Source organism: Erwinia sp. JH02 (assembly GCF_013074405.1).
Taxonomy (GTDB): Bacteria; Pseudomonadota; Gammaproteobacteria; order Enterobacterales; family Enterobacteriaceae; genus Erwinia; species Erwinia rhapontici.
The window spans coordinates 425,317-441,478 of sequence record NZ_JABANZ010000001.1; the positions used below are offsets into that span (position 1 = coordinate 425,317).

The 16,162-nt window shown below is 58.4% G+C and carries 15 protein-coding genes; 13 read left to right on the forward strand and 2 right to left on the reverse strand.

Going from position 1 to position 16,162, the window contains the following annotated elements:
• Positions 1-10 precede the first annotated feature (10 nt).
• The 13 genes from HHI26_RS01935 to HHI26_RS01995 all read left to right on the forward strand — a co-directional run bounded on the left by HHI26_RS01935 (position 11) and on the right by HHI26_RS01995 (position 14,554).
• Positions 11-1,219, forward strand: coding sequence for an SfnB family sulfur acquisition oxidoreductase (locus HHI26_RS01935; protein WP_171148490.1), 1,209 nt, complete (start codon positions 11-13; stop codon positions 1,217-1,219).
• A complete protein-coding gene (locus HHI26_RS01940; RefSeq protein ID WP_171148491.1) occupies positions 1,216-2,568 on the forward strand; it encodes an LLM class flavin-dependent oxidoreductase in 1,353 nt (450 codons plus the stop codon). Before HHI26_RS01935 ends, HHI26_RS01940 begins: the two co-directional genes overlap by 4 nt.
• 27 nt (positions 2,569-2,595) lie before the next feature.
• Positions 2,596-3,396: a MetQ/NlpA family ABC transporter substrate-binding protein gene (locus tag HHI26_RS01945; RefSeq protein ID WP_171148492.1), complete on the forward strand. Its 801-nt coding sequence runs from the start codon at positions 2,596-2,598 to the stop codon at positions 3,394-3,396.
• Between the two features lie 2 nt (positions 3,397-3,398).
• Entirely contained in the window at positions 3,399-4,493 is a 1,095-nt protein-coding gene (locus HHI26_RS01950) for an ATP-binding cassette domain-containing protein (RefSeq protein ID WP_171148493.1), read from the forward strand.
• Positions 4,477-5,127, forward strand: coding sequence for a methionine ABC transporter permease (locus tag HHI26_RS01955; protein ID WP_171148494.1), 651 nt, complete (start codon positions 4,477-4,479; stop codon positions 5,125-5,127). Before HHI26_RS01950 ends, HHI26_RS01955 begins: the two co-directional genes overlap by 17 nt.
• Before the next feature lie 218 nt (positions 5,128-5,345).
• On the forward strand, positions 5,346-6,359 hold the full coding sequence (locus HHI26_RS01960; protein ID WP_171148495.1) for a sugar ABC transporter substrate-binding protein: 1,014 nt from the start codon (positions 5,346-5,348) through the stop codon (positions 6,357-6,359).
• Positions 6,349-7,878 carry a sugar ABC transporter ATP-binding protein gene (locus HHI26_RS01965; protein WP_171148496.1) on the forward strand — a complete coding sequence of 510 codons (1,530 nt, stop codon included), beginning with the start codon at positions 6,349-6,351 and terminating at the stop codon, positions 7,876-7,878. The genes HHI26_RS01960 and HHI26_RS01965 overlap by 11 nt, the downstream gene beginning before the upstream one ends.
• Entirely contained in the window at positions 7,875-8,906 is a 1,032-nt protein-coding gene (locus HHI26_RS01970) for an ABC transporter permease (RefSeq protein ID WP_171148497.1), read from the forward strand. The genes HHI26_RS01965 and HHI26_RS01970 overlap by 4 nt, the downstream gene beginning before the upstream one ends.
• On the forward strand, positions 8,899-9,888 hold the full coding sequence (locus HHI26_RS01975; protein WP_212812691.1) for an ABC transporter permease: 990 nt from the start codon (positions 8,899-8,901) through the stop codon (positions 9,886-9,888). The genes HHI26_RS01970 and HHI26_RS01975 overlap by 8 nt, the downstream gene beginning before the upstream one ends.
• On the forward strand, positions 9,885-11,234 hold the full coding sequence (locus HHI26_RS01980; protein WP_241008195.1) for an LLM class flavin-dependent oxidoreductase: 1,350 nt from the start codon (positions 9,885-9,887) through the stop codon (positions 11,232-11,234). Before HHI26_RS01975 ends, HHI26_RS01980 begins: the two co-directional genes overlap by 4 nt.
• 114 nt (positions 11,235-11,348) lie before the next feature.
• Positions 11,349-13,217 (forward strand): DUF2235 domain-containing protein, encoded by a 1,869-nt coding sequence (locus HHI26_RS01985; RefSeq protein WP_171148498.1) that lies wholly within the window; start codon positions 11,349-11,351, stop codon positions 13,215-13,217.
• Positions 13,208-13,867, forward strand: a complete 660-nt coding sequence (locus HHI26_RS01990) for a DUF2931 family protein (protein WP_171148499.1) — start codon at positions 13,208-13,210, stop codon at positions 13,865-13,867. Before HHI26_RS01985 ends, HHI26_RS01990 begins: the two co-directional genes overlap by 10 nt.
• Before the next feature lie 27 nt (positions 13,868-13,894).
• The gene (locus HHI26_RS01995; protein ID WP_171148500.1) at positions 13,895-14,554 is read left to right on the forward strand and encodes a DUF2931 family protein; all 660 of its coding nucleotides are present in this window, start codon (positions 13,895-13,897) and stop codon (positions 14,552-14,554) included.
• A gap of 43 nt (positions 14,555-14,597) precedes the next feature.
• On the opposite strand, the gene HHI26_RS02000 is transcribed toward HHI26_RS01995, so the two are convergent.
• Both HHI26_RS02000 and HHI26_RS02005 read right to left on the reverse strand, forming a co-directional pair.
• Entirely contained in the window at positions 14,598-14,738 is a 141-nt protein-coding gene (locus tag HHI26_RS02000) for a hypothetical protein (protein WP_241008196.1), read from the reverse strand.
• A gap of 47 nt (positions 14,739-14,785) precedes the next feature.
• Positions 14,786-15,982 carry an SfnB family sulfur acquisition oxidoreductase gene (locus HHI26_RS02005; RefSeq protein ID WP_241008216.1) on the reverse strand — a complete coding sequence of 399 codons (1,197 nt, stop codon included), beginning with the start codon at positions 15,980-15,982 and terminating at the stop codon, positions 14,786-14,788.
• Positions 15,983-16,162: the final 180 nt, after the last annotated feature.

The following is a 16,162-nucleotide window of genomic DNA, read 5'->3' on the forward strand; positions in this document are numbered from 1 at the left end:
GGAGCCCTTTATGCCTCTCAGCCAGGTGAAACCAAAACAGCAGGCCAGCCGTATCACCAGCGCCGCGCAGGCGATAGACGTTGCGCAGCAGCTGGCGCAGGATTTCCGCAGCGGTGCCGCACGCCGTGACCGCGAGCGTGAACTGCCTGTCGCGCCTCTGCGGGCGCTGTTTTCCTCCGGGCTGGGGGCGATCACCGTGCCCGGGGAATTGGGTGGAGCAGATGTGTCCACCGCCGTGCTGGCGCAGGTGATCGCCATGATCAGCGAAGCAGATGCCGCGATTGGTCAGGTGCCGCAGAACCACTTTTATGCGCTGGAAGTGCTGCGCCTGAACGGCAACGCCGCGCAGCAACAGCGTTTTTATCAGGAAGTGCTCGATGGCGTGCATCTTGGCAATGCACTGGCCGAGTTCAGTTCTGCCGCCGCCCACCAGCGCAGCACCTCGGTATTGCCGCAGGGTGACGGCTGGCAGCTTAACGGCCAGAAGTTTTACGCTACGGGGGCACTGTTTGCCGACCGCATTCCCACCGCCGCGCGCGGGGAAGACGGTAAAGAGCAACTGGTGTTTGTGCCGCGCCATCAGCCCGGCATCACCGTGACCGACGACTGGTCGGGCTTTGGTCAGCGCACTACTGGCAGCGGGTCGGTGCAGTTTGCCACGGTGGCGGTGGATGCTGAGGATATTATCCCGTTCCAGAGCGCCTTTGATCGGCCCACCCGCCTTGGGCCGTTCGCACAAATCCTCCATGCGGCGATTGAACAGGGCATTGCCCGCGCCGCCTTTAACGACATGCTGAACTTTATCAATACCCGTGCGCGTCCGTGGCCGGATGCCGGGGTCGATCATGCCGGGCAGGACCCGCTGACCATTGACCGGGTTGGACAACTGGCCCCGCGTTTACAGGCCGGAGACGCACTGCTGGCCGACGCTGGCGATGCGGTAGATGCCGCACGCCATCAGGTTAGTGAGCGCACGGTGGCCGAGGCCTCGATTGCGGTAGCGACAGTAAAAGCCTGGACCACTGAACGAGCGCTGGAAGCGTCCAACCTGTTGTTTGAGCTCTCCGGCACGCGCTCGGCGCTGCGCGAGCACAATCTGGATCGCCACTGGCGCAACGCCCGCACCCATACATTGCACGATCCGGTGCGCTGGAAATATCCGGCCATTGGCAACTACGTGCTGAACGATGTGCTACCGCCACGCCGGGGAACCCTATGAGCCAACCGAAAAAAATCCTGCTTAACGCCTTCAATATGAACTGCGTAGGGCATATTCATCACGGCATGTGGACTCATCCGCTTGACCGCTCCACCGAATTTAACGATCTGCGCTACTGGCTGGATCTGGCGCGCACTCTGGAGCGCGGGCTGTTCGACGGGCTGTTCATCGCCGATATTCTCGGTGTGTACGACGTTTACCAGCAGGGGATTGGCCTGACGGCCAGCGAATCCATCCAGCTTCCGGTCAACGATCCGCTGATGCTGGTCTCCGGCATGGCCAGCGTGACCGAACATCTCGGTTTTGGTCTCACCGCCAACCTGAGCTATGAAGCGCCGTATCCATTTGCCCGCCGTTTCTCCACCCTCGACCACCTGACCGGGGGGCGGGTGGGCTGGAATATCGTCACCGGTTACCTCGACAGCGCTGCGCGGGCGATGGGGCAGATTCAGCTGCTCGGGCACGATCAGCGCTACGATCAGGCTGACGAGTTTCTTGATGTCAGCTATCAGCTGTGGGAAGGGAGCTGGCAGGACGATGCCGTGGTGGCGGATCGTCAGCGGCGGTTATATGCCGATGCGGCCAAAATCTACCCGGTGCGTCATCACGGCGAGTATTACCAGGTGGAAGGCTATCACCTCAGTTCGCCTTCCCCACAGCGCACGCCGCTGCTGTTCCAGGCAGGAAGCTCCGATCGCGGCATTCGCTTTGCCGCCCGCCACGCGGAGTGCAGCTTTGTTAATGGCAGCACTCCGGCCGCCATGCGCAGCCAGGTCGATCGGTTGCGTCAGGCCGCGGTCGGGGCCGGGCGCGAAGCCGACGATCTGAAAGTGTTTATGGGGGTATCGGTGATCGTGGCACCCAGCGAGAAAGAGGCGCAGGAAAAACATCAGGAGTATCTGCGCTATGCCAGCCCGGAAGCGGGGATCGCCCATTTCTCCAGTTCGATCGGTCTTGATCTCGCGGCCTTTTCGTTAGACGAACCGATCCACAGCGGATCGGGGCGCGCCATTGAGTCGGTAAGTAAAACCTTTAGCGGCTGGACGCGTCGTCGCCTGCTGGAGCAGCACGCCCTGGGCGGGCGTTACCCGCTGATTGTCGGCAATCCGTCACAGGTAGCCGACGCACTGATCCGCTGGATGGATGAGGCGGGCATCGACGGTTTTAACCTGACGCGCATCGTCAATCCACAGAGTTATATCGATTTTATTGATCTGGTGGTGCCGGAATTACAGCAGCGAGGCCGCTATAAGACCGCGTATCAGCCAGGCACATTGCGTCACAAACTGTTCAGCCACGATCGTCTGCCCGCTCGCCACCCGGCGGCGCGCTGGCGTCGTGATGCCTGAACCCTCCGGGAACATAAGGATAAAAAAATGAAATTACTGAACACCCTGGTGCTGACGGCACTGTTAAGCACTACCGCGAGCGCCCATGCCGCCGACTACAGCGGGCCGCTGAAAGTCGGCACCACCGCTGCGTTTGCACCGCCGCTGGAAACCGCCGTTGAAGAGGCGAAAAAGCAGGGGCTGACGGTGGATCTGATCGAGTTCAGCGACTGGACGGCGCCCAACGTCAGCCTGGAAAACGGCGACATTGATGTGAACCTGTTCCAGCATCAGCCGTTCCTGGATAACGCCAATCAGCAGGGCGGTTTCCACCTGGTGAAATACGCCCCGGCGATCATCAATAATGTCGGCCTTTACTCTAAAAAACATACCGCTATCAGCCAGATCCCCGATGGTGGCACCGTGGCGATTGCGAATGACCCGATTAACGGCGGGCGCGGCCTGCTACTGCTGCAAAAATCCGGGCTGATTACCCTCAAACCGGGCGCGGGACTGAAGTCGACCGTTGATGACATCGTCAAGAACCCGAAGCATCTGAAGATTATTGAAGTGGAAGCCGTGCAGCTCTCGCGTTCACTGGAAGAAGTGGACCTGGCACAGGGCTATCCGCACTATCTGCGCGCCTCCGGGGTGATTGATCCGAATAATGCCCTGCTGTTCGACGGGCTGGAAAACCCGGAGTATGTGATCCAGTTTGTTATCCGCGACGGCCACCAGGATGACCCGCGTCTGAAAAAGTTTGTTGATATCTATCAGCATTCCCCGGCGGTACGCGCCAGCCTGGATAAATTCTACGGCAAGCTCTATCAGCCAGGCTGGAAGCAATAATCATGGTCAGCCTGACCTGGCCGGACAGTGCCGAGCAGAGCGCCGCCGTTTCCCATTCGTCGGGGGCGGCGCATGTGGCCATCGACGGCCTGTTTAAGCGCTATGCCGGGCAGCAAACCGATGCCCTGCATAACATCAATCTGCATATTCCGCGTGGCACCATTTTCGGCATTATTGGCCGCAGCGGTGCCGGGAAATCCTCACTGATCCGCTGCCTTAACCGGCTGGAAAACCCGACGGCAGGCAGCGTGGTGGTGGATGGGGTGGATATCGGCCGTCTGAGCGACAGCGAACTGGTCAACTGGCGGCGGGGTACAGGGATGATCTTTCAGCATTTCAACCTGCTGTCGGCGAAAACGGTGCGCGAGAACATTGAGCTGCCGTTAAAAGTCGCCGGGGTTGACGCGCGGGTGCGCCAGCAAAAAGTGGATGCGCTGCTCAAACTGGTCGGGCTGGAGGATCGCCAGCATGCCTGGCCCGCCCAACTTTCCGGCGGGCAGAAGCAGCGCGTGGGGATTGCCCGTGCGCTGGTGCATGAACCCCAGTTGCTGCTGTGCGACGAGGCCACCTCGGCGCTCGACCCGGAAACCACCGCCTCGATTCTGGCGCTGCTGCGCGAGATTAACCAGCAGCAGGGCATCACTATTGTGCTGATAACCCATGAGATGAACGTGATCCACGATCTCTGTCATCAGGTGGCAGTGCTGGAGCAGGGCCAGGTGATTGAGCAAGGCCCGGTCTGGCAGGTTTACGGCGATCCGCAGCAACCGACAACGCAGATATTGCTCAGCCCGCAACAGTATGCGCTGCCTGCCGCGCTGGCCGATCGTCTGCGTCCGCAACTCAGCAGTGCGAATGACCGGGCGCTGCTGCGCCTGACCTGGACCGGAGAGGGCGCGCTGCCGCAGCTGGCGGCGATTATCGCCCTCGTGGGCAGTGAAACGCAGTTGATACAGAGTGCGCTGGAGTGGGTGCAGGATCGGCAGATTGGTCAGATGATCTTACTGAAACCGGCCGGGCCTGCGCCGTTTGACGCCAGCTCACTTGAATCGTTAGCCGACCGTGTGGAGGTACTGGGCTATGTCACTGCAGATTGATCGTTTATGGCAGGGATTGCTGGATACGTTAATGATGGTCGGGGTGTCTTCACTGGCGGCGCTGCTACTGGGCCTGCCGCTGGCGGTGGTGCTGGTGATCACCGACCGCAATAACCTGTTTGCCAACCCGCTGCTCAACCGCCTGCTGGGCTGGGTGGTGAATCTGTTCCGTTCGGTGCCGTTTCTGATCCTGATGGTCGCCTTGATCCCTTTTACCCGCATGGTGGTTGGCACCTCGTATGGCGTGTGGGCTGCCGTGGTGCCGCTGACGCTGGCGGCCACGCCATTTTTTGCCCGCATCGCGGAGGTTAGCCTGCGTGAAGTGGATAAAGGGCTGGTGGAAGCGGCACAGGCGATGGGTTTTCATCGGCGGCATATTATCTGGCACGTGCTGCTGCCGGAGGCGCGTCCGGGGATTGTCAGCGGATTTACCATTACGCTGGTCACGATGATCAATGCCTCAGCGATGGCCGGGGCGATTGGCGCCGGCGGGTTAGGGGATCTGGCGTATCGTTACGGTTACCAACGCTTTGACTCGCAGGTGATGCTGACGGTGATTGTGGTGCTGGTGGCGCTGGTGACGGTATTACAGCTGTGCGGCGACCGGTTATCGCGGCGATTGAATCACCGTTGATCCATTATTTGTCGTGGTCGATCATCTGTTTCGGTCAGCCCGTTGGGTGCAAATCTGCAGCACGGGTCGATCGGAAAAGATGATCGACCCCTACATCATCTTTAGTTCAGTTTTTCTTAATAACCAAAGATGCCGGATTCTTAGTCGAAATCGGCATTATTCCTCTCAGATGACTGTGCTACTTTGGCATTAATTCATCTGACAGGAATACTACAAAAATGGCTAAGAATAATAAGACAAAAACCTTCTCACTGATTAAAGCCTCACTGGCCGCGCTGGTCGCTTCGGCGATATTCATGGCCTTGCCGGCACAGGCAGAAAATAATGATGCCGATGTGCCGTCATTAAAAGGGAAACGTATAGGCATTACCGTGGCGGGCACCGATCACTACTGGGATCTGAAGGCCTATCAGGGTCAGATTGATGAAGTGAAACGCCTGGGAGGCACGCCAATTGCGCTGGATGGCGGGCGTAAAGAGGCGCAGCAAATCTCTCAGATTCAAACGCTTATCGCACAAAAGCCGGATGCCATTATTGAAACCCTCGGCACCGCGTCGGTCCTTGAACCCTGGCTGAAAAAAATCCGCGCCGCGGGTATTCCGCTGTTTACTGTGGACACCGCCAGCCCCTCCAGTATTAACGTCACCACCTCAGATAACTTTTATATTGGTGAACAGCTGGCGCTGAAACTGGTTAACGATCTGCGCGGCGAAGGAAATATCCTGGTATTTAACGGCTTTTATGGCGTGCCGGTGGTGGCAATGCGTTACGACCAGTTAAAAGCGGTACTGAAATGGTATCCGAAAATTAAAATCATTGAACCGGAATTGCGCGATGTGATCCCGAATACCGTGCAGGATGCTTATTCACAAATCAGCCAGCTGTTAAATAAATATCCAAAAGGCTCGGTACAGGCGATCTGGGCCGCCTGGGATGTACCACAGATTGGTGCCACGCAGGCAGTGGATGCCGCCGGGCGCAGTGAGATTAAAACCTATGCCGTCGACGGCAGCCCGGATGTGGTGTCGCTGGTGAAAGACCCAAAATCCAGCGCAGCGGCTGTGGTGGCCCAGCAGCCTTACCTGATTGGTAAAACCGCCGTACAAAACGCCGCACGTTATCTGGCGGGGGATCGCAACCTGCCGCCAGCAACCTATGTGCCTTCGCTGGTAGTGACCAAAGAGAACGCCGCCGAGGTGCAGAAAACGCTGGGTCAGAGCGATGCCAAATAAACCGCCGCTGTTAGCGCTGCATCAGATTGATAAAGCCTTTGACGGCGTACCGGCCCTGCGCGGGGTGTCTCTCAGCCTCGCGCCGGGGGAGATTCACGGCCTCATTGGCCATAACGGGGCGGGAAAATCGACGCTCATCAAGATCCTCGGCGGACTGCAACCCGCCGATGGCGGAGAGATCCGCTTCGACGGTCAGCCGGTGCGCATTGATTCGCCGGGCAGGGCGCAGGCGCTGGGCATTGAGATTGTGCATCAGGAGCGCCTGCTGGCCCCCAGCCTGACGGTGGCGGAAACGCTGCTGCTGGGCGAGGAGCCGATTTATCCCGGCGTGCGGCTGCTGAATCGTCGTCGCCTGCGCCATATTGCGCGCCGGGCGATCCGCCAGCATTTCGCGTTGGAGATCAATCCGGACAGCCTGATTGCCGACCTCAGCGTGGCAGAACAACAAATTGTGCAGATCACCCGTGCGCTGCGGCATTCGCCGCGCGTACTGGTGTTTGACGAACCCACGGCGGCGCTGGCCCGTCATGAAGTGGACGCACTGTTTCGCGCTATCCGCACGCTGCGCGGCCAGGGGCTGGCGGTGCTGTACGTTTCACACTACCTCGATGAAATCACCGAGTTGTGCCAGCAGGTCAGCGTATTACGTGACGGGCAAAACGTGGCACAGCATCAGGTCAGCGAGGTCACCGGCCCGAAGCTGATCCACGATATGCTCGGCGATGCGCTGCAAACCCAGTCCCGGCCGACGTCAACGCGTCGTGAACAGACGCTACTGCGCGTGGACAATCTGTCGGCTCCGGGGCGTTTCAGTGATGTCAGCTTCAGTGCGCAACGCGGCGAGATTATCGGCGTCACCGGGCTGCTGGGGTCCGGCGGTAAAGCGCTGGTGCGCTCACTGTTTGGGCTGGAGAGTGGCCTGAGCGGCAGCATCACCTTGAACGATCGGCCCCTGTTGCCACGTTCACCCCATCAGGCGGTGCAGCAGGGCATTGCGTTTGTACCGGAAGATCGCCGTGCCAACGGCATCGCACCTGATTTAAGCGTGCGGGAGAATATTGCGCTGACTTCACTGAAAAGCCTGGTCCGGCGGCTGTTTATCGATCGCGGGCGCGAGAGGGCGCTGGTCGCGGGCAATATTCAGCAACTCGGTATCCGCACGCCGGGTGCGGAGGCACCGCTGCGGTCGCTCTCCGGGGGCAACCAGCAGAAGGTGGTGCTGGCGAAATGGCTGAATACCGATGCACAGCTCTACCTGCTTGATGAACCGACGGTCGGGGTCGATATTGGCGCAAAAACCGAGATCTATCAGGCGCTGCAACAGCTGGTTGCGCAGGGGGCACTGGTGATCGTCTTCTCAACGGACCTGCTGGAGCTGCAGTCCTTGTGTGACCGTATTCTGGTACTTGCACGCGGGCAACTGGTCAAAACGCTGGACACTGCTTCCGCCGACCATCATGACATCCTCGCCTGGGCTTCGGGTGCAGCGCAGGACCTGACGAAAGGAGCTGCCGCATGACAGAACTCACGTCACAAGACGCCGTGCTGACCCCGCCTGCCTCTGCGGCACCGGCATCCGGGCAGGCCGCTCAGTGGCTGCAGGGCGGTGCACTGCTGATCATTATTGCGGTGCTGGCCGTGTTTGCCGTGTTGTCACCGATTTTTCTCACCGTCGGTAATCTGGGTAACGTGCTGCAACAGGCCGCCGTGACCGGAACGCTGGCCTTTGGTCTGACGCTGGTGCTGACCGGCGGCGGCAGCCACTCACTCACTGGCGGCATTGACCTGTCGGTGGCGGCCAATATGGGGCTGAGTGCGGCGGTGTTTGCCACGCAGCTGGCGGCAGGCCATTCCCTGGCAGTGGCGCTGGGCCTGGCGCTGTTAAGCGGTGCCGCTCTTGGGGCGCTGAATGCACTGGCGGTAGTGTGGCTGCGTATTCTGCCGCTGCTGGCAACGCTGACCACCATGAATATCGCCATCGGGCTTGAGATGGTGCTGACGCAGAACTCCACCATTCCGGTCAGTGGGCCGCTGTTTGATGCTCTGCTGGCCGCCGGGCCGCTGACGTTGCCCTGGCTGGCCTGGGCCTTTGCCCTGCTGGCGCTGCTGGCAATTCTGTTGACACACAGCACCCGCTTCGGGCTGCGCTTACAGGCAGTGGGCAGCCATCCCCTGGCGGCGCGAGCAAATGGCCTGGTCGTGTGGCGCTATATCGCTGCCAGCTATGTGCTTTGTGGCGTAGCGTCGGCATTAGCCGCTTTCGGTTCAGTGACCGTGCTCAGCGGCAGTTCGCCGGGGGCGGGCGATAACCTGCTGATGGTGATTGCCGCTGTGCTGCTGGGCGTGGTGTTTTCACGGCGTCTGGTGCCGACCGTGGCCGGAACCCTGGTCAGCGTGCTGTTCCTCAGCCTGATTGCCAACGGTTTCCAGTTAATTAATGTGTCCAGCTACTGGATTAACGGTGTGGAAGGGGTGCTGATCCTCTCGGTGGTCTCACTGACCGCACTGCTGCGCCAGCGCCAGCAAAGGAGAAAAATCCGTGTCTGAGTTAACTGTACGTCCTGTGGCGGCAAGGGCAGGCGGCAACCTGCTCAGCCTGTTGATGCTGCTGGCCTTTGCCCTGTTACTGCTGCTGTTCAGCCTGACGGCACCCGGTTTCTTCACCCTGAGCAATATCGAAAGCGTGCTGCTGAATAACGTTGCACCGCTGGCGATTGTCGCCCTGGCGATGACGGTGGTGGCTTCGATGGGCGCGGTCGATCTCTCTGTCGGTACCGCGATCGATTTTTCCTGCCTGGTACTGGTGACGCTGGTGCTGCATCAGGTCGGGCTGCCGCTGGCGATTGGCGCGGCGTTGCTGGCGGCACTTTGCGTGGGATTGTTTAACGCATTTCTGATTGCGGTACTCGGAGTGGAACCCTTTCTGGCCACGCTGGGTACGCTGTTTATCGGTCAGAGCGTGCAGCAGTTGGCATCGAACGGCGGTCAGCCGATCTACCTGCTGAGCCAGGTGCTGCCACCGGGCTTCTCGGCGATCAGCCACGGCAGCTGGCTGGGTATTCCGCTGCCGCTGTGGGTCGTTGCGCTGCTGGCGACAGGTTTACATCTGCTGTTGCAGCGCAGCCGTCATGGCCGGGCGCTGAACGTCTTCGGCAGCCAGAGTAGCGTGGCGCACTATTCGGGTATCCATACCAAACGGCTGATCACGCTGGCCTTTGTGATCAGCGCCGTCACCGCTGGTCTGGTGGGACTGATGCTGGCATCGAATGTGAAAGCCTGGGTGTCGTTGTCGGGCAATGCCTATCTGTTGAATGCCATCGGCGCGGCCTTTATTGGCAGCACCTTCTCCCGCTCGCGGCGGCCCAGCGTGCCGGGCACCTTGCTTGGCGTTGTCCTGCTCAGCTTTGTCGCCAACGGGTTACTGTTGATCGGCTGGAACTTTTACTGGCAGCAGGTGGCGACCGGGGTGCTGATCTTCGTGGTGCTGGCCGCCGGAGCGCTGAACCGTCGCCAGCGCGGAGGGGTATGATGAGTGCTCCGAAGCCGCCGCTGATCCTGTTTGGTTTTATGATGAATGTGGTCGGGCATATCTCTGCCGGGCTGTGGCGTCATCCAGAGGATCAGGCATCACGCTACACCGATATCCGCTACTGGGTGGAGATCGCGCAGCTGCTGGACGAGGCGGGGTTCGATGCGCTGTTTCTTGCGGATGCGCTGGGGCAGCTGGATGTTTATCAGCAGCAGCCCCATGCGGCGCTGCGCGGTGCCGCCCAGATGCCGGTTAACGATCCGCTGCTGCTGGTCTCCGCGCTGGCGGCCGCCACCCGGCATCTGGGTTTTGGCGTGACCGTTTCCACCACCTACGAACATCCTTATCTGCTGGCGCGGAAATTCACCACCCTGGACCATCTCAGCAACGGGCGGGTGGCGTGGAATATTGTCACCTCAATGTTGGACTCCGCCGCGCGCAATCTCGGCCTGACGCAGCAGATCCCTCATGACGAGCGCTACGATCGTGCGCAGGAGTTTGTCGATGTTGCCTGCAAACTGTGGGAAGGCTCGTGGGAGGAGGATGCCGTCGTCCGTGACAAGCAGGCCGGGGTTTACAGCCATCCGCATAAAGTTCACCCCATTCGTCACCAGGGCCGTTACTACCAGGTGCCGGATGCGCATCTCAGCGAACCCAGCCCGCAGCGTACCCCGGTGCTGTTTCAGGCGGGTACCTCCGCACGCGGTAGCCTGTTTGCCGCCGCCAACGCCGAGGTGATCTTTATGGCCGGGCTGACGCCGGAGGCCATTCGTCATGATATTGCCACCATTCGCCAGCTGGCGGTGGAGCAGGGGCGGCATCCCGATGCCCTGCGCTTTATTGCCGCCGTCACCGTGGTGACCGGGCCGGATGACACACAGGCCCAGGCACGCTATGCCGATTTTCAGCGTTACATCAGTAAAGAAGCGGCGCTGGCGCTGTTCTCCGCCTGGACGGGGGTGGACTGGGCCGACTACGATCCTGATCGCCCGCTGGAATATATCGAAACTGACGCCTGCCGCTCGGCGCTCGCCAGCCTGACGCGTATTGACGGTGGCCGACAGTGGACACTGCGTGAAGCGGCACACTACATCGGGATTGGGGGGCTGCATCCCACGCTGGTGGGCGGCCCGCAGTCGGTGGCCGACCAGTTGGAACAGTTTGCCGCGGCATCGGGCGTGGACGGTTTTAACATCGGCTATGCCATCAGTCCCGGCAGCTTTGAGGATTTTGCCCGCTATGTGATACCGGAGCTGAAAGCCCGCGGACGCGTTGCACCCCGACCTGCGCAGCCGCTGACCCTGCGCGAAAGGCTGTTTGGTGCGGGACAGCGTTACAGGCGATAAATCGTAAAAAAAAGACGTCTGTGTTAGCGGTACGCGTATTTCTTCTCAGAAAACTTTTGGTTAAGTTGTCCTTCGCACATTTTATGTTCAACGTAAACGGGCTAAGGACAGCATATGGCAAAGGGCTATTTTCTTCGCGTCGGCGATAAAACCAGCTGCGGTGGGGAAATACTGAGCGGTCACTCGACCGTCTTTCTGCGTGGCGCGGAGCTTCCGCGGGAGGGCAGTCTGGTCTCCTGCGGTAAGAACCCCGGTATGACGTACAGCATCATCAGCGGGCCGGGCAAAATCAGGGTGGGCGGGATGCCGCTGGCCGGTACGCTCGACAGCGTCAGTTCCTGCCCCTGCGGGGCGACATTTATTTCCTCCATTCCTGACGGTTACGGCAAAGAACCCGCCAGCGTAACGCAACGAAAACCCGTTGCGCCGATTGATATCCCCCTGTTTGCTCCCTCTCAGGCAGACGTACCGCAACAACACGCCCAGTCCGCGAAGACAAGGAGGCGCGAAATCACGCTGACGATCGGGGTGTTTTTTGATGGGACGGGGAATAATGCGGATAACAGTGCTGACCGTCAGAATGCCTGTGCAGGCGAGCATTATGGCATGAGTGACGGGGATGCCGAATCTACGTTATCTCAGTGCGTAAGGCTGAAACGGAGTCATAGCGGTATTGCCGCAGGAAGTTATCTTGGTTATTACACCAATGTGTATTGGCTGAATACGCTGTATAACCAGAAAATTACCACCGATACCGGACATGGACAGAGTGCCATTTATATCGAAGGAATTGGTACAGAAAGCGGAAAGGGTGACAGCTCTTACGGGATGGGAACCGGTAGAGGTAACACTGGCGTAGCCAGTAAAACCGATAAGGCGGTGGCGTTGCTGGTAACGGGTATCGAGGATTATCTTTTCAGATTCCCTGAAGCCAAAGATTGTATTATCAAAGAATTACAGTTTGATATTTTCGGTTTTAGCCGGGGGGCAGCGGCGGCGCGGCATTTTGCCAACCGGGTGTTCGAGCAGGATGATGCCATTGTGGCAGCGATTAAAGCCGGAGTGGGTGAAGTTAAACTCACTGGTAAACCCGGCGGTAAAACCCGTTTTCTGGGGATATTTGATACCGTGGCGGGGATCGGTACGCCGGTTAACGGTTTTAACCCGCACAGCGCGGATACCGGAGAGGTGAATATCGCGCTGCGTCCCGGCGTGGCGGAGAAGGTCTTCCATATCACCGCACAGCACGAGTGCCGTTTTAACTTTGCGCTGAACAGCGTAAAGCCCGCGTGGCCGGAGCTGGTGTTGCCCGGGGCGCACTCGGATATTGGCGGCGGGTATAATCCCGACGAGTACGAAGCCTGCTTCCTTACGCGCCCGCAGTTTGAAACGGTTCAGGCTTGTGTTTCTGATAAGGAGACCGCAACGTATCGTCATGCCAGGGCACAGTTGGGGATCATGACGCGTTATCCGGCCATAGCGCCGCTGCTTGAGGGTAACGTGATTAAACTCAGAGCCTGGCATGACGACCGAATGCCCGCCGACCGCTATGGTATGCTGCAAAAACGCAGCGGTGCCGCGCTAATTCTTGAGCGCCCGACGCGCAATGACTGGTCAAAGGTGGCGCTACGGGTGATGATCGACGCCGCGCAGGATGCGGGGGTGGTGTTTGAACCCATACTACCTAAAGATGACAACCTTTCATTACCGACCGAACTAAAAGAGTTGTATAAAAAAGCGATTATGATGGGCCGCGCTGTCCGCAATGGTCAATTGGTCAGCGAGTATACCACCGGGCAAATTACTGCGCTGGCGGGAAAATACCTTCACTGCTCGGCCAACTGGAACAGCGTGATACGGGACACTCAGGGAAGGATCACCGGGGCGGTGAAGCCCGCGAAACTGGTGACTTTTACTAACCGGCCGGATGAACGCTGGCAACGGACGATTTACGATATGGACGGGAACAGAATATGGAAATAAAACGTATTGCCGGGCTGCTTTCGCTATTGATCCTGACGGCCTGCCAGGGAGCAGGACAACTCAACAAAGCGACTCAAAACACGGAACCAAAAGAGTGGAAATTTAACTTTTTTACACCCAAAGCGTTGCCTGCCCTGGTGACCTTTGTCGTGGTCCAGGATGCGGTTGGCACCGTTTATCAATTTAATACGCTCAACAACACCCCGGATCTGGATAAGGTCATCGGTGAGTGGAACGACATTTCGCGGGCACCTGGCGGACACTGGAATCACGTTGAAAAACCGCCCAAGCATATTATTTTTTGCTGGGACTCTGTGATTGATAAAAAGGTCTATGAAACCCATCTGACTTTCCCCTGGGAAGTAGTAGATAAAATGCACAGGCCGAGCGTATATAAAAACTATCTTGGCAAAACGGCGTATTACGACAATATCCAGATTGGGCTGGCGCCGGAGGGGAAGGTGGCTATCTGGCTAAGGGGGGTAGGATTTGAGCCTAATTATCGTGTCACCCCGTCTGTCCTGAAAACGCTCTCCGGGGAAAAATTAGAGATTTGCAAAGGGATAACACGTTTTTCAAACGGTTATGAATACGGAGAAAATACAAAAGAATTTATTAAGGACAAAGTGTATCCGTATGGTGTCTGGTAATTTTTAGCGCAAGGACGGGAACTAAATATGGAAATAAAACGTATCGCAGGGCTGCTTTCGCTATTGATCCTGACGGCCTGCCAGGGGGCAGGAGAACCCAACAAGGCGACTCAAAACACGGAGCCAAAAGAGTGGAAATTCAACTTTTTCACGCCCAAAGCGTTGCCTGCCCTGGTGACCTTTGTCGTAGTCCAGGATGCCGCCGGTACGGTTTACCAGTTTAATACGCTTAACAGCACCCCAGATATGGATGATGTTATCGATGAGTGGAACGACAGTTCGCGGGCACCAGGTGGACACTGGAATCACGTTGAAAAACCGCCTAAGCATATTATTTTTTGCTGGGATTCAGTGATTGATAAAAAGGTCTATGAAACCCATCTGACTTTCCCCTGGGACATAGTGGATAAAATGCGCAAACCCAGCGTACACAAGGACTATCTTGGTAAGGCTGCGTATTACGACAGTGTACAGATTGGGCTGGCCCCAGAAGGGAAGGTGGCCGTCTGGGTGAATGGTATCGGTTTCGAGCATAACTACCGTATAACGCCGTCAGTGCTGAAGACGTTATCCGGGGATAAATTAGATATTTGCAAAGGAATAACTAAAAGCGATTTTTCTTATGGTTACGACGAAGACATAAAAGATTTTATCAAAGGAAAAAAATACCCTTACGGCAACTGGTAGTCGCTGATTCAGGCCAGGGAGGTGACCCCGTTGGCCTGCATCTCTATTTCCCACTCGCCGGAAGCATAATCTGCATACAGGTTCCGCCAAGCCGACTGCGCAGGCAGCGTGCGGTGCCTCCGTGTGCCCGGGCAATGGCATAAACCACCGCCAGCCCCAGGCCTGACGCCAGACGGGAAGCCATTCATTTTTGTGGGGATACCTCAGCGCTGATGCGGGCTTTTTTCTGCATTAACTCCACGCATGGCGCGGTGGGTTAACGCCGTTCAGATAGTAGTTCCCGACATGGAAATACTTCCAGCGCACTGGATCGTGCAGCGTGTGCGTGCGGGCATTGCGCCAGTGGCGGTCAAGCTGATATTCCGCCAGCGTGGAGCGCGTGCCGGCCAGTTCAAACAGCTTGTTACCCGCAAGAATGGCGATCTCGGTGGACAGCACTTTGGCTTCGGCTGTGGCGACGGTAGCGGCGGCCACCGTTTCTTCACTGGGTGTGGTGACAGCAACGTCGATCAGCTCTCCGGCGCGCCACAGCAGCGCTTCGGCGGCATGCAGACGGATTTGCAGGTCGCCGATGGCAGCAATGGTAAAGGGATCATCGCTGGCGCGTTCCTGGCCGCTGTCGATCCACGGGCGTGATTTCTCGCGCACAAAGGCCAGTGTATCGGCCAGCGTACCGCGTGCAATCCCCGTATCCACCGCCGCCTGAATAATTTGAGAAATCGGGCCAGCGGCAGTTGGGCGTTCAAATGCCTGCCAGACGGGAATCAGTCGTTCCTGCGGTGCATGAACATTGTCCAGCAGCACGGTGCCGGACGCAGTAGTGCGCTGGCCAAAGCTCGACCAGTTGTTGATCACTGTCAGGCCCGCAGCATCGCGATCCAGTACCACCAGATTGGCGCGACCTTCTTCATCTACCGCCACGGTATGCACCAGATGCGCCAGCAACGCGCCCGTGGCGTAGAACTTCTCGCCATTCACCACCAGTTCACCGTTATGCGGACGCACTGTTGTTTTGAAATCGGCCACCGTGGCGGTGCCTTTTTCGGAGAACGCGTTGCCCCAGCGTAGTCCCGATAACACGCCTGCCAGCAGCGTCTGCTTCTGGCTTTCCGTTCCGTCCTCCAGCAGATGGGCAACACCCGCCAGGTGATTTTGCGGGATCTGCCCCAGCGCCGAGTCCGCAGCGGAGATAATGGCAATCACCTTCGCGACCGTGGCATAGGAAACACCTGCGCCGCCGTATTCCCGTGGAATATTGATGCCCCACAGGCCGCTTTGGGAGAACGCGTCCAGCTCGGCCACCGGTAAAATACCGTCACGGTCGCGGCGGGCAGCCCCCGGTGCAAACTGCTGCGCCAGCCGTTCCGCGACAGCAATCGCTTCAGCATCACTGGTAATGATATGCGCAGGCTGTGACGGTCGCGGCAGCGGATCGAAGTGTTCCGGGGAGTTAACATAAAATTCAGTGGCTTCGGCCAGGGATTCGATAGCAGACACAGGCACTCCTTAATGACGGTGACAGGGCGCATTGGCGCGGATAACACCATCCTGTCACACTGTGTTCACGTCGGTTATAAGGATTCATCGCATCGATTGTTACCGCGCTGA

Bases quoted from the DNA above. Each gene is read 5' to 3' on its own strand.
- HHI26_RS01935 (WP_171148490.1), top strand. From the start codon at position 11: ATGCCTCTCAGCCAGGTGAAACCAAAACAGCAGGCCAGCCGTATCACC.
- HHI26_RS01940 (WP_171148491.1), top strand. From the start codon at position 1,216: ATGAGCCAACCGAAAAAAATCCTGCTTAACGCCTTCAATATGAACTGC.
- HHI26_RS01945 (WP_171148492.1), top strand. From the start codon at position 2,596: ATGAAATTACTGAACACCCTGGTGCTGACGGCACTGTTAAGCACTACC.
- HHI26_RS01950 (WP_171148493.1), top strand. From the start codon at position 3,399: ATGGTCAGCCTGACCTGGCCGGACAGTGCCGAGCAGAGCGCCGCCGTT.
- HHI26_RS01955 (WP_171148494.1), top strand. From the start codon at position 4,477: ATGTCACTGCAGATTGATCGTTTATGGCAGGGATTGCTGGATACGTTA.
- HHI26_RS01960 (WP_171148495.1), top strand. From the start codon at position 5,346: ATGGCTAAGAATAATAAGACAAAAACCTTCTCACTGATTAAAGCCTCA.
- HHI26_RS01965 (WP_171148496.1), top strand. From the start codon at position 6,349: ATGCCAAATAAACCGCCGCTGTTAGCGCTGCATCAGATTGATAAAGCC.
- HHI26_RS01970 (WP_171148497.1), top strand. From the start codon at position 7,875: ATGACAGAACTCACGTCACAAGACGCCGTGCTGACCCCGCCTGCCTCT.
- HHI26_RS01980 (WP_241008195.1), top strand. From the start codon at position 9,885: ATGATGAGTGCTCCGAAGCCGCCGCTGATCCTGTTTGGTTTTATGATG.
- HHI26_RS01985 (WP_171148498.1), top strand. From the start codon at position 11,349: ATGGCAAAGGGCTATTTTCTTCGCGTCGGCGATAAAACCAGCTGCGGT.
- HHI26_RS01990 (WP_171148499.1), top strand. From the start codon at position 13,208: ATGGAAATAAAACGTATTGCCGGGCTGCTTTCGCTATTGATCCTGACG.
- HHI26_RS01995 (WP_171148500.1), top strand. From the start codon at position 13,895: ATGGAAATAAAACGTATCGCAGGGCTGCTTTCGCTATTGATCCTGACG.
- HHI26_RS02000 (WP_241008196.1), bottom strand. From the start codon at position 14,738: ATGGCTTCCCGTCTGGCGTCAGGCCTGGGGCTGGCGGTGGTTTATGCC.